Source organism: Escherichia sp. MOD1-EC5189 (genome assembly GCF_002966045.1).
Taxonomy (GTDB): Bacteria; Pseudomonadota; Gammaproteobacteria; order Enterobacterales; family Enterobacteriaceae; genus Escherichia; species Escherichia coli_F.
In genome coordinates this window covers 1-13,040 of record NZ_PTRX01000028.1, presented here as the reverse complement: position 1 = coordinate 13,040, position 13,040 = coordinate 1, and the positions used below count along the sequence as shown (strand labels likewise).

Annotated in this window: 12 protein-coding genes and 1 pseudogene; 7 read left to right on the top strand and 6 right to left on the bottom strand. The window is 52.0% G+C overall.

Features of this window, described 5'->3' with window-relative positions; translation table 11 throughout:
* Positions 1–719 precede the first annotated feature (719 nt).
* From ATB02_RS20085 to ATB02_RS20070, 4 genes are all read left to right on the top strand, one after another.
* Positions 720–1,154 (top strand): hypothetical protein, encoded by a 435-nt coding sequence (locus tag ATB02_RS20085; RefSeq protein WP_000218863.1) that lies wholly within the window; start codon positions 720–722, stop codon positions 1,152–1,154.
* A 92-nt stretch (positions 1,155–1,246) separates the two neighbouring features.
* Positions 1,247–1,513, top strand: a complete 267-nt coding sequence (locus ATB02_RS20080) for a hypothetical protein (protein ID WP_001247862.1) — start codon at positions 1,247–1,249, stop codon at positions 1,511–1,513.
* A gap of 64 nt (positions 1,514–1,577) precedes the next feature.
* Entirely contained in the window at positions 1,578–2,504 is a 927-nt protein-coding gene (locus ATB02_RS20075; RefSeq protein WP_105272149.1) for an Rpn family recombination-promoting nuclease/putative transposase, read from the top strand.
* Positions 2,504–2,725 (top strand): hypothetical protein, encoded by a 222-nt coding sequence (locus ATB02_RS20070; protein WP_077629276.1) that lies wholly within the window; start codon positions 2,504–2,506, stop codon positions 2,723–2,725. Before ATB02_RS20075 ends, ATB02_RS20070 begins: the two co-directional genes overlap by 1 nt.
* A gap of 30 nt (positions 2,726–2,755) precedes the next feature.
* Here ATB02_RS20070 and ATB02_RS20065 read toward each other — a convergent pair whose 3' ends face one another.
* On the bottom strand, positions 2,756–3,007 hold the full coding sequence (locus tag ATB02_RS20065) for a helix-turn-helix transcriptional regulator (RefSeq protein WP_000148279.1): 252 nt from the start codon (positions 3,005–3,007) through the stop codon (positions 2,756–2,758).
* Between the two features lie 33 nt (positions 3,008–3,040).
* Positions 3,041–3,239: pseudogene (locus tag ATB02_RS27010) on the bottom strand (hypothetical protein).
* Between the two features lie 348 nt (positions 3,240–3,587).
* Here ATB02_RS27010 and ATB02_RS20055 point away from each other — a divergent pair.
* Complete coding sequence (locus tag ATB02_RS20055; protein ID WP_023156790.1) at positions 3,588–4,436, top strand: DUF4942 domain-containing protein; 849 nt, start codon at positions 3,588–3,590, stop codon at positions 4,434–4,436.
* A gap of 85 nt (positions 4,437–4,521) precedes the next feature.
* Here the strand turns inward: ATB02_RS20055 and ATB02_RS20050 are convergent, their stop codons facing one another.
* Positions 4,522–4,857: a hypothetical protein gene (locus tag ATB02_RS20050; RefSeq protein ID WP_000157093.1), complete on the bottom strand. Its 336-nt coding sequence runs from the start codon at positions 4,855–4,857 to the stop codon at positions 4,522–4,524.
* Between the two features lie 233 nt (positions 4,858–5,090).
* On the opposite strand from ATB02_RS20050, the gene nikA reads away from it, so the two are divergent.
* Complete coding sequence (nikA, locus tag ATB02_RS20045; RefSeq protein WP_001283947.1) at positions 5,091–5,423, top strand: IncI1-type relaxosome accessory protein NikA; 333 nt, start codon at positions 5,091–5,093, stop codon at positions 5,421–5,423.
* Between the two features lie 10 nt (positions 5,424–5,433).
* On the top strand, positions 5,434–8,133 hold the full coding sequence (gene nikB, locus ATB02_RS20040) for an IncI1-type relaxase NikB (RefSeq protein ID WP_024247589.1): 2,700 nt from the start codon (positions 5,434–5,436) through the stop codon (positions 8,131–8,133).
* Positions 8,134–8,169: 36 nt separating this feature from the next.
* Here nikB and trbC read toward each other — a convergent pair whose 3' ends face one another.
* The 3 genes from trbC to trbA are packed head-to-tail and all read right to left on the bottom strand — an operon-like array spanning position 8,170 to position 12,751.
* Positions 8,170–10,461, bottom strand: coding sequence for an F-type conjugative transfer protein TrbC (gene trbC / locus ATB02_RS20035; RefSeq protein WP_024247588.1), 2,292 nt, complete (start codon positions 10,459–10,461; stop codon positions 8,170–8,172).
* Positions 10,454–11,524 carry an IncI1-type conjugal transfer protein TrbB gene (trbB, locus tag ATB02_RS20030; protein ID WP_089559495.1) on the bottom strand — a complete coding sequence of 357 codons (1,071 nt, stop codon included), beginning with the start codon at positions 11,522–11,524 and terminating at the stop codon, positions 10,454–10,456. Before trbB ends, trbC begins: the two co-directional genes overlap by 8 nt.
* An 18-nt stretch (positions 11,525–11,542) precedes the next feature.
* Entirely contained in the window at positions 11,543–12,751 is a 1,209-nt protein-coding gene (gene trbA, locus ATB02_RS20025) for an IncI1-type conjugal transfer protein TrbA (protein ID WP_089559493.1), read from the bottom strand.
* Positions 12,752–13,040: the final 289 nt, after the last annotated feature.

Genomic DNA, 13,040 nt, shown 5'->3' with positions numbered 1-13,040 from the left:
CCGCTCCGGCGGGGGTATGGCCTGCCAGGCCGCCGGAAAACCCTGGCAGGCTTACGCCTGCCTGAAATGCAGGAGGGCCGCGCCTGCGGCGCTGCCCTTCCTGCCCGTCATGGTGTGAGGCATTTTTCTGTTATGTCGTTTCTGTTGTTCTGATTTCCGGAGGCGGGGACACCTTCGGCTCCCGGCTGCCTGGCGGCATCCGGTCGTCAGGCCCGACTCCGACAGGCAGCTGCTGGCGCACCCGCCAGTCTCCGCCGAACCCGCTGGCGCGGTTTCGGGCTGCCGCTACGGTCCGATGTCTGAAAAACCAGGCTTGCAGCGACCGTTCCGGTCGCGCCGCCCCTGTCGCGCCGGAAACGGCGCTCCCTGCAGACCTTACGGTGTGTAAGGCAACTGCGCCTGATGGCGCAGTCAACCCTTCCGCCGCCACCCCTGCGGCCTGTTTCCCGCTGTGGACTTTCCGGGGGCTGGAGTAACCACATCCCGTTTCAGCAGTCCAGGGGAAGATATACCGTCCACAAAATTTTTAGCCATAAACCCGGCAAAAAATTTTGCGTCCGCCCCCGGACAGCTGCCCCGTGACGTGGTGACGGACGCCCCATCGGAAAGGTCCACTGCGGGGAGAAACCCCGAAGAAGTGGACGGCAGAAGGGGCTTTCGCCCCTCCGGGGAGCAACCGGTCGGCCCGGCGACCTGATTCAGCAGAAGGAGATGTTTTCATGACAGTCAGCAGCACGATTTCCGTTTTTTGCCGCGACGGGGTGTTCCGTACCGTTTACTGCCACCTGCACGGGGAGCCGACCTGGAACGGTCGCATCCTGCATACCCACTATGCCACCGGTCAGCAGGCCGAAGCCCTGGTTGAACACGGTGATATCCGTTGCCTCGGTCCCCGTTGTGACAAACCCGCCGGGCATACGCTTCAGAACCCGGTGGACGGTGTGACGGCTTATTACGGACGTGACAGTGGTTTCCGGATGGACAGTGAGGCGCGTGAGTACCGTTCTTTCAGGGAGGCTATTGCCACTGAAAGCACTGAAGAGGTGCGCTTCCATTATGTGTTCATCGACGGCTACTGGAAGGTGATGTACCGCACGCCGGAAGGCTGGAAGATGAAAGCGCTCGCGCTGGCACTGCGTCGCTGTCCGAAATGAAAAAAAGGCAGGGCGATAAACCCTGCCTCTCTCCGCCGTTACTTCCCCGCCAGGAAGAGCGGCAGTCATCAACAACATAAGGAGAAATATTTGTGAGACCATCAATTATCTTCGCAACCGCCGAGTATGTAAAGCGTCTGCGTGAAGAGTGCCTGCGGGAGAATAAACCCCTGCACCGCCATACCCGCTTCAGACGTCAGGAGCTGGCACAGGATGAGATTAACCCGGACGTCCTGGCGATGAGCGGCCATATCGCCAGACGCTGCAGTGAGCAGAAGCGGGTGCGTATCCCCGCTATGAAAGTCAGCGAATGGGGCCACCTGCTTCGCGCGCTTGAAATTGAGCGGGTCTGCCACTGATTAACCCTTGCCGTCTGCCTGTGCAGGCGGCAGGATACGTTCAGACATCTCACCAGGAGGAACCGTGAGTAAGAAGAAAAACACCACAACGCCCACGCCGCATGATGCCGCGTTCCGGTCGTTCCTGGCGAATCCCGACGTCGCCAGAGATTTTCTGGAACTGCATCTTCCTGCGGAGTACCGGCAGTTGTGCGACCTGTCCACACTGAAGCTGGAACCCGCCACCTTTGTTGAGCCGGACCTGCATCAGTACGCCAGCGATATCCTCTGGAGCGTGAAAACCACCGGGGGTGAAGATGGTTATGTTTATACGCTCATCGAGCACCAGAGCACCGAAAATCTGTACATGCCTTTTCGCATGTTACGTTACAGTGTGGCGGCGATGCAGAGACATCTGGAACAGCACAAAACGTTGCCACTGGTCATTCCGGTGTTGTTCTATCACGGTGAGCGCAGCCCGTACCCGTACAGCATGAACTGGCTGGACTGTTTTGAGAATCCGGCGCTTGCGGCTAAAATATACACAAAGCCGTTTCCGCTGGTTGATATCACTGTCGTTGATGACAATGAAATCATGAACCATCGCCGGATGGCCGCACTGACGCTGCTGATGAAGCATATCCGCCATCGTGACATGATGGAGCTGCTGGACAAACTCCCGCAGGTCATGGTGGAAATTTCAGACGAGCAGGTGCGTGTTCTGATTCATTACATCGTTAACGCAGGGGATTCTGTATCACCGGAATTTATGCGGGCGCTGGCTGAGCGTCTGCCGCAGCATGAGGATAAACTGATGACTATCGCAGAACGTCTTGAGCAAAAAGGTCGCCAGGAAGGCAGGATGGAAGGACGCATGGAAGGACGCATGGAAGGAGCGCTTGAAAAAGCCCTGGCTATTGCGTGCCAGCTTCAGAAAATGGGGATGACGCCGGAGCAGATTAAGCAGGCTATCGGACTTTCCGATGACGAACTGAAGAAAATCACTCACTGATGAGAACCACAAAGCCCGGCAAAATCCCGGGCTTTTTTGCCAGCAGGAGTAGAGCAAACAGCATGACGATTGCAGAACGTCTTGTTCAAAAAGGCGCTCTTGAAGTGGCGCGGGAAATAGCCTGCCGGCTTCGGGATATGGGCTGGCCGCCGGAACGGATTCAGGAGGCAACCGGACTTTCCGGTGAAGAACTGAAAAAACTGTTTCCTGATGAGCAGTAGCCTGGCATTCAGCCAGGCTGTGAATCACGCTCACACATCCTCTGCCGTTTCCCCCAGTTCATTTTCCAGACGCCTGATGATATCTGCCTTGCGCATCCCCTGCATGTGAGGCAGCAGGTCACGGACTGAAAGTGCCTGGGTGGTCCTCCAGACGGTGACATCCACCTGATCCGCATTTTCCCAGGCGTGCCATGTTCTCTGTGTCACGCCAAATTCTCTGGCCGCTTTTTCGCGTGACCAGAGCATGCTTTTTCGCCAGATTCGCAGTTCCCAGCCGGTCATAAAACACCTTTGAAAAAGTGAAAAAACTTCACTTTATTTTATCACCATAATCACCAAATCAGCGCAAAAAATAAGTGTGAAAAAGTGAAGAAATTTCACCTTTTTTTGATAGTAGGTGTCGTGCTGTTTTCTCTGTTTTCACCTGTGCGGGAGTGGTGTACCAGTGACCACCGCATGCCGTTGTTGGGCCGTCGGTTTTCTCCGGTCGCGCCGGATGCGGCGCTCCCTGCACACCTTACGGTGTGTAAGGCCACTGCGCCTGATGGCGCAGTTCTCTCTGCCTGCCTGCCGCCGCTCTGCGGCCTTTTCTCCGCAGACGGACTTTCCAGGGGTACATACACGACCACATCCCGTTTCAGCCGTCCAGGGGAGAGATGTACCAGCCACAAAACTTTTTGCCGCAGGCGTCAAAAACTTTTGCGTCTGCCCCCGGACAACTGCCCCGTGACGTGGTGAGCGTCCCCCGTCGGAAAGGTCCATTGCGGGGAAATCCCCGAAGACCCGGACGGCAGAAGGAGCTTCGCTCCTCCGGGAGATGACCTGGCTGACCCGGCAGTCGTGACGATGAGGAGACAATGTGATGAATCAGACTTTACCCACTGCTGACCTGAATACTGCCGGCACGACAGATGTTATTCCGTCTGTGGCCATCGACCGCATCATCGCGCAGCGTAACGAAGGTATTGCACTGTTCATGCAGGCGATGGAATGCCTGGCGACAGCGCGCAGGATTCTGCTTGATGCGTCAGGTGATATTTTTCTTTACGGTTTTGAAGACTGCGTGACCGACTCCGTTCGGTGCATGGATAAACCGGAAGAAGCGAAAAGGAATATCACCCGTCTTGCCGACCGTAAAATCTGGGACCGCCTGATGACAGATACGGGGATGTACACCTTCATGAGTTCATGCCAGCGTGATGAGTGGAACAGCCAGCTGATGAGCGACACCTGTCCTGAAATCACCCTGGACAATGTGCTGGCAACTTTTCGCCATCTGAATGCCAGTAAGATGCAGACATTTGAACAGGGACTGATTGATGTCTACAGGAAACTGTCATGGGATTACAGAACCAACAATCCATGCCGTCTGGGCAAGAAAATCATTATTGAAAACCTGCTGTACCGCTGGAGTAACGGGCGTGTGACGCTGGACTGCAGCGGACGGGAGGCACTGGATGACCTGGTACGTCCGTTTTATCTGCTGGAGGGGCGCAACGTTCCTGACTTCCGGAGCAGCATCGGGGCGCAGTATGGTGAATTTCTCGGGAACGGCGACAATGTCGGTAAGCTGTTAGAAGGGGAATATTTTACGGTGCGTGGCTACCAGAAAGGGACCGTACACATTGTCTTTAAGCGTCCTGACCTTGTTGAAAAACTGAATGATATTATTGCACGGCATTATCCTGGTTCATTGCCGCCACGAGTCTGATTAAACAGAAAAGCCCTGGTATTTATACCGGGGCTTTTTTTTCTGTAATCATCATAATCTCAGAACATGATGTGACATTGTTACATCAATTGTTGTTCATATCGATGCCATCTTTCCTGGCTGAATCTGTCTTTTTAGGTGCTGTTTTAGAGGAAGAACGGCGGGATGGTTTTTTCGATTCTGCTTCCCGAATAATGTCACGAAGTGCCTTCTCTCCTACTTCATACCCTGCATTTTTGAGCGTGTCACGAACATCTGCCAGTGTATAACCCTTTGTCCTTACCAGGACAATGATGTCATCACGAATGGCATCAAGAAAATCACGCAATGTTTTCCGTTGAGCGGTGAGGTCCGGCAATTCCGATAAGGCAGCTTTTGCCAGCTGGATGTCATCATCTGAGTAAAATTTTTTAGAAGCCATTGGCACTTTCTCTCCGTTTCATGTTGAAGTCTGATTTTATCATCAAAAACTGCCTCCTGGCAGGGCTGCGCCCTGCCTCTGCCGTCTGCATAAGACTATGATGCACAAAAATAACAGGCTATAATGGCCTGAAAAACGGGACAGGATGTGTAATTGTAATACCGTCACACGCGACGCTATTACAATTACCATCTGGTCAGGGCTTCGCCCCGACACCCCGTAAGGAGCCTGAAGTGAGTGATAGTGCAGTAAGAAAGAAAAGTGAGGTACGGCAAAAGACAGTTGTCAGAACACTCAGATTCTCTCCTGTTGAGGATGAAACCATCAGGAAAAAAGCTGAAGATTCCGGACTTACTGTATCTGCTTACATCCGAAATGCAGCACTGAATAAGCGAATTAACTCCCGGACAGATGATGCTTTTCTGAAGGAGTTAATGAGACTGGGAAGGATGCAGAAGCATCTGTTTGTTCAGGGAAAAAGAACCGGTGACAAGGAATACGCAGAAGTGCTTGTTGCCATAACCGAACTTACAAATACATTGCGTAAACAGTTAATGGAAGGTTGAGGATTCTCCGGTGAATGCAGTCATTCCGAAAAAGAGAAGGGACGGCAAGTCTTCGTTCGAAGACCTGGTGTCCTACGTCTCTGTCCGGGATGACATGACCGATGAGGAACTGGATTTATCTTCTTCTTCGCAGGCTGAACAATCGCACCGAAACCGCTTCAGTCGTCTTGTTGATTATGCAACACGCCTTCGAAATGAATCATTCGTGGCGCTGGTTGATGTCATGAAGGACGGCTGCGAATGGGTTAACTTTTACGGTGTGACCTGTTTTCACAACTGTACATCGCTTGAAACTGCCGCTGCAGATATGGAGTACATTGCACAGCAGGCACACTATGCGAAAGATAATACTGATCCTGTTTTTCACTACATTCTTTCCTGGCAGGCCCATGAAAGCCCGCGTCCGGAACAGATTTATGACAGTGTACGCCATACCCTGAAATCTCTCGGGCTGGGTGAACATCAGTATGTCTCTGCCGTGCATACCGATACTGATAACCTGCATGTTCACGTTGCGGTCAACCGGGTGCATCCGGTTACAGGTTATCTCAATTGCCTTTCATGGAGTCAGGAAAAACTCAGCCGTGCCTGCCGTGAGCTTGAACTGAAGCATGGTTTTGCTCCGGATAACGGTTGCTGGGTCCATGCGCCGGGAAATCGTATCGTTCGCAAAACTGCCGTTGAACGTGATCGCCAGAACGCTTGGACACGCGGAAAAAAACAAACTTTTCGCGAGTATGTTGCGCAGACAGCGGTCGCTGGTTTACGCAGTGAACCTGTAAATGACTGGTTATCCCTGCATCGTCGTCTTGCGGAAGATGGTCTGTACCTGTCTCAGATGGACGGAAAATTTCTGGTGATGGATGGCTGGGATCGCAACAGGGAAGGTGTACAGCTTGACTCGTTTGGTCCCTCCTGGTGTGCAGAAAAACTCATGAAAAAAATGGGTGACTACACGCCAGTACCAAAAGACATTTTCAGCCAGGTGGAAGCACCAGGACGCTTTAATCCGGACTTCATTGCCGCTGATGTTCGCCCGGAAAAAATCGCTGAAACAGAAAGTCTGCAGCAGTATGCCTGTCGTCATCTTGGAGAACGTCTGCCGGAAATGGCACGGGAAGGACGGCTGGAAAACTGCCAGGCTATTCACCGCACACTGGCTGAAGCGGGATTATGGATGCGTGTTCAGCATGGTCACCTGGTTATCTGTGACGGTTATGATCATAACCAGACTCCCGTTCGTGCTGACAGCGTATGGTCGCTGCTGACGCTCGACAATGTGAATCAACTCGATGGTGGCTGGCAGCCTGTACCAACAGATATTTTCCGCCAGGTTACGCCAACAGAACGCTTCCGTGGTCGTCGTATGGAGAGCTGTCCTGCGACCGATAAAGAATGGCACCGTATGCGTACAGGTACGGGGCCGCAGGGGGCTATCAAACGCGAACTGTTTTCTGACAAAGAAAGTCTGTGGGGATACAGCATCAGCCATTGTAGCCCTCAGATTGAAGAAATGATCACACAGGGTGAGTTTACCTGGCAGCGTTGTCATGAGCTGTTTGCACAACAGGGACTGATGCTACAGAAACAACATCACGGGCTTGTTGTCGTTGATGCCTTTAATCATGAGCAAACGCCGGTGAAAGCCAGCAGCATTCATCCTGATCTGACACTGGGGCGTGCGGAGCCACAGGCCGGACCTTTTGTGAGTGCCCCAGCAGATTTGTTTGACAGGGTGCAACCTGAAAATCGCTATAACCCGGAGCTGGCTGTCAGTGACAGGTACGGGGTCAGCAGTAAACGTGATCCAATGCTGCGCCGGCAGCGACGTGAAGCCAGGGCTGAGGCCCGTGCTGACCTGCGTGCCCGCTATCTGGCATGGCGTGAACAATGGCGTAAACCAGATCTGCGTTATGGGGAACGTTGTCGGGAAATTCATCAGGCATGCCGTCTGCGGAAGTCACACATTCGTGCGCAGTACGATGATCCGGCATTACGTAAGCTGCATTATCACATTGCAGAAGTTCAGCGAATGCAGGCATTGATCAGGCTGAAAGAAGACATCAGGGATGAGCGACAGAAACTTATTGCTGACGGGAAGTGGTATCCACCCTCTTACCGTCAGTGGGTCGAAATTCAGGCTGCTCAGGGAGACAGGGCTGCTGTATCGCAGTTGAGAGGCTGGGATTATCGCGATCGCCGTAAAGACAAGTCACGCACAACGACGACAGACCGCTGTGTCGTGCTTTGTGAACCGGGCGGAACGCCGGTATACGGTAATACCGGTGATCTCGAGGCCCGTCTGCAGAAGAACGGGAGTGTTCGTTTCCGTGACCGTCGGACGGGAGAGTTTGTCTGTACGGATTATGGTGACAGGGTTGTTTTCCGTAATCACCATGACCGCAATGCGCTGGCAGATAAACTGGATTTGATTGCACCGGTATTATTCGGGCGTGATCCACGCATGGGTTTTGAACCAGAAGGAAACGACAAACAATTTAACCAGGTCTTTGCTGAAATGGTTGCCTGGCATAATGTGACAGGCCGTACCGGTCACGAAGACTACAGGATTACGCGACCGGACGTGGATCATCACCGTGAAGGAAGTGAACGCTACTACCGCGATTATATCGCGGCGAACAGCAACGATGACGCATCACTGCCTCCGCCGGAGCAGGATAAACGCTGGGAACCGCCTTCTCCAGGTTAAAAAAAAGGCCGCGCCAGAATCCGGCGCGGCCTATGTTCAGTACATTCCGTCCCAGTCCGGACGGTTGGTTTTTTTATGATGAAACCCGTTTACAGGACGCCCTGTCGGGGGGGTATTGTCCTGTGGAAGCGTTAACAGGTTTATACCTGCTCTTTCTGCTCTCACTGATATCTGATTTTCCTCTTTTGTTTCAGGTAGTTCTGGCCTGTTCAGCGTGATATAGCGAATTCGTCGCTCTTCCCGTGTGGTCGTTTTAAGCGTATTCACCGCTGTTTCCCACAAGGCACTTTCACGTGCGTTGATATCCGTGTCGTACTCTTCCAGCATTGCCATAGCCGCCTGACGTCCTGCAATGCGTTGCTGGAATGTATCCACGATCGTGTGCGGCTCTGTGCGAATTTTTCGTCTTTTTCTGGAGGGTTTTGCAGTCAGGACGCCAATGATGGCACTGACATTTTCCGGTGACGGGATTCGACGTTGAGTAGTACGGGGAACAAGACGGCGGAGACGGTCCAGGCGAGGTGCATCCACGCTGATATACCTGTTTATAACAACGGGATCGCTACTGCAGCTTTTCTCATTGTCAGGGATGAAGAATGATGCTGATGGTACGGTTTCTCCCCGGAAAATAGAAAAGAACTCGCCAGGATGAAGTTCAATCAACTCCTGAACATTTATCTTGCTTTCCATCAGGATGCTGATTTGTGGGCTGTCAATCCATGATTCACCAAATATGCCGTCCTGACGCTGCAGGTTGTTCATCCTCGCCCTGGCTTCTTCACCGGCGGCGCTTTTCAGCGTTCTGGCCGTACTGCCCTCGCTGACAATCCTGCCGGCAAATTTTGTCCCCGTGTTCTGCATCAGTGTTGCCGTATTCGTGGCTGTTGTCTGTCCTTCTATACGTTCCTGGTCCTGTGCCATCAAAATCAGAGCAAAATCCAGTGAACGCACCTGAGTGGCTTCCACAGCAATACGGTCCGTATAGTATGCCCCCACTTCATCAAGGAAACACAGATAAGGGAAACGCCCCTTATATTTTTTGACTTCCAGTGCATCGGAATCAGTTCCTTCGAGGCGATAGCCCAAATCACGGGCGAGAATCATACTTTTCTGGGTGATAAACATTCGTCCAAGAGCAGACGTTGTATGCGCTGATGTATCCAGAGCGGGGATCATTACCATCAGAATCCTGTCGCTGTGAATGCTGTCACGGATATCGATATCACCGGAATCTTCAGCAAAAATATCCCCGAATGCTTCCGTGAATGTGCTGAAAGTTTCAGAAAACTGCCCGGAGAGATAAGCATGTTGTTTTCTGGGTTCTTCCGTCCAGGCTGATGGTGTCCTGACCAGCGACAGGTCGAAACCGGGAACGTCCTGAAGGTAGTTACGTAACGGTGCGATAGCTTCTTCCGGCCACTGATCATCGAGGCCACGACAGTAAAGTTTGGCCATTCCTTCGAGAGTCATATGTTCACGGAGCATCTGCAGCGACATTGTTTTGCCTTCGCGCACACACCAGAATTTAGTACCAAATACCAGTGCCTTGTTCATGGCAATGGCCCGGGACTGCCACTCGCCCCCCTGGACGTTCTGGGGCAGCATTGACTGCATTGTCTCCGCTGTGAATGCCTCAGTGCTGTAACAGAAGGGATTCCAGGTATTTGACTGAGGACGCGTTTTTTCACCACTCAGAATGATTTCACTGCGGGATTTTCCTCCGTTCATGAAGTTGATGACTTCCACATCGTCTTCACGGCCAAAGCGTCTGGCCAGATACCAGATCGTTCTTGCCGTATCATTCTGTGCCTTGCCATCGACAAGGGTGAATCCTCTTGCCCAGCAAAGCGGGTTAATCGCCCAGGCAAAGATGGTTTCCGTTTTACCCCCACCGGTGGTGGCGAAAAACATTATATGGCGGGTCAGATCGTCCATACTCAGCCACAACTCCCGACCTATATCCCTGACGCGTTGATAACCAACATAAAATATGCCGCTGGCCGGTGACTCCAGGATGACCTCATACTGAAACAGAGTTGGCCAGAAGCTGAAAAGGCTTCTTTTAATCATTCTGTCCTGTGACGGGTCAGCACATTCCAGCGTCATGGGCATACGAAGAGGGCAGCGCCATCGCTGCAGACTAAATACCAGCATCGTTATCAGTGTGAACAACAGACATGCCGGTAATGCAAGTGGCCAGATAAAACTGGCCACAAGACTTGCCACCAGGCAAAAGCCATAGATATTGAGACTCTGGAGTGCATTCCAGACAGGATTTCCCCAGGCTGTACGGTGTAAAAGCTCGGGGTTAACGCGATGTTCACTCATGGCCAGACTCGCTGTCGGTGGTTTTCAGGAATAAATTAAGTGTGCCAGTTTCCTGCAGAATTCCAGTAGGCAGATGCCAGCCCGTGTCGGACAGCACCCATGGGGTACCGGCAAATCCGAACTTACGGAAGGCGACATTGTTAACATCAATCGCAGCTCTGGCTGCTTTCAGACATGTTTCATCTGCAGGCGTTGTTTCTTCTGATGGCGTCATCATTCCGTTATCTGCGGAATACAGTCGGTGCCAGCCGGCAGCACGTTTCTGAGCATCTTTTTCACACAGCAGTGGTGCCACACGGTCGGTGGATTCCTCTCCACCAATAACTGAAACCGGGTAGATAACGACATTGAAGTCGCTGGCCAGGCGTTTTAAGGCCGGCTCCAGAAGTCTGCAGTTAGGACAGGCAGGATCGAGAAATGCGTACAGGGTTCGTTCATGACCGGATGACAGGTTGATGGTAAACATGCCCCGATCGGCGTTCCGCTTCAGAACAGTAGCCAGATTATGTCGCGCAGCTGCGGCTTCCGGATTTTTGCTTGTGATTGTTTTCTCCGGTACCTGGACGTCTTTTTTCGGGGGAACCGGGAGTTGAATGCCTTCATTTAATGGCACAGTGTGATTCAGGTGAGGGGGAAGCAGTCGTGGCTCACCTGCTGTCTGTACTGCTTCAGGCGTTGTATCGTCCCAGAATACACGATCAACATAGCGGAACAGAGAGAAGCCAATCGTTGCCATTACGAACAGCACAACGCTGGCGATTATGCCACGGAACAAAGGTGTTCTGCTGAAGCGGCGTTCCATCAGGTATTCAAGGCGCAGGCAGGAATCAATAGCTGTAAGTATCTGGTCAGCGTTATGCTCCTGTTTATCAATCAGGACGGTTTCTCTGTTACGGGTGCCCATGGCGTCAAAGGCTATATGAATCAGTTGATTATTTCGTGTTACCAGCCCTGACAGGGTATCCCGTGGAAGGACGGCAATAATTTCTGTCCTGCCATCCGGCCAGATTGCCTGCACGGAAATATGTTTTGCAATGCGTGTTGCAAAGTACTCGATTGTCATTTTCAGTTCTCCGGATAATCAGAATTCGTTGTCTGTAGCAGGTGTACGGGGCAGGATGTCGTCGGTGAGGGACCAGTTGGTCAGGATGCGGCGTTTCCGGTCGCGATCTGGTTGTGGTTCATCCCAGATAAGACCGAGACTGAGCATATCCCGCCGTAAGCCTTCCACCGCTTCATCAACACAGGGGTCAGGGCAGGGAAGGCCAAAACGCATGGCTTCGGCCTCTGCACGTGCAACGGCCACCACGCCAGCGCCTTCAATAAATCCTTTCGTGGTATTGGCGCGGTGTAATGCATAAAAGAGCGTTCTGTCCACGCCTTTCAGCCAAATCCAGTTGGGTGGCGTAAGCCGCAGGTCATGTGCATACAGCCAGACCAGCCCACTGCGGACGTAGCGATGTTGTTTCAGCCATTGCTGTGCTCCGTTGCTTTTAATCACTCTCTGGAAAGCTGATTTGGCCAGTGAATAAACAGGGGTACAGAATTTCCCGCTGTCCCGTTTGCTTTTAATTCTGCATGAGAGGTTCAGTGTATCCATGAGCTTTAATGCTGCCTTACGATCATCCAGGAAATACTGAAGGCCAAATATGGCAAAGAGCGCTTTTTCATGTGGTGCCATGTCTTTCCAGGACGTTAAAGGTTTACCCAACTGGGCCATGAAACATCGTCTTGCAGCTGCAACATCGAGCTGCATATTGGTGATGAGAGTATGCTGCTCGACAAATGCTTCCGGGGTGAGAGCAACCCGTCGTTCAGGCCGTTTACCACCATGAAAGAGTTTTTCCGGATCACCATCTGCCAGTACAGGAGCGATAGCAGGGGACAACGAAGCAAAGATGTGTGGCAGTCGGGTAATATCTACTGGTCTGCGGGTGAAACGGCTTTGCCCCGGATGTTGATACCATTCCCACAAACACCAGAGTGTCACAGGTAAGAGGTACATCCACAGAATACCTATGGTCTGCTCCATGACGTTAACCCACTGGCTATAGCTTATGTTGGCGGCGTTGTTACCGGTCATGGCAAGCAGGTTGTATCGTGGTGCTGCATAGTTATGAAATGGTCCCCAGTCGACCAGTCCCCATAAGGTATGAAGAATCAGGCAGCTGGCGTAAACCACTTCCGGCAAGAATAACCATATGACGAATAGCAGCAGGATAAGAAGGACACCAACAGCGCCCCATATCTGCATAGGATCTTCTGCGACAGGCTGTCGATTGTAAGACATGACAAAGTCTCCATTTCTGGAATTTAAATCAAACGGAAAGGTTAAAAATTTATTTGCAGGCGATAAGAGCTAACCAGAGGAATTAGCCGTGCGATAAAAGGATTGTTGCAGATACGAAAGTCGTTAGAATAGCCGCGGACGCTTGAGGCTGTATGCCGAAAGCGTTTTGTGGATGGTATACAGCAGAAAGCCCCCTGGAGATTTTTTATCAATGTACTGCACCCATTTTGTTGGACGATGAAATGGAATAGCCCCTAATATGTCAAAGCCAAAATACCCTTTTGAAAAG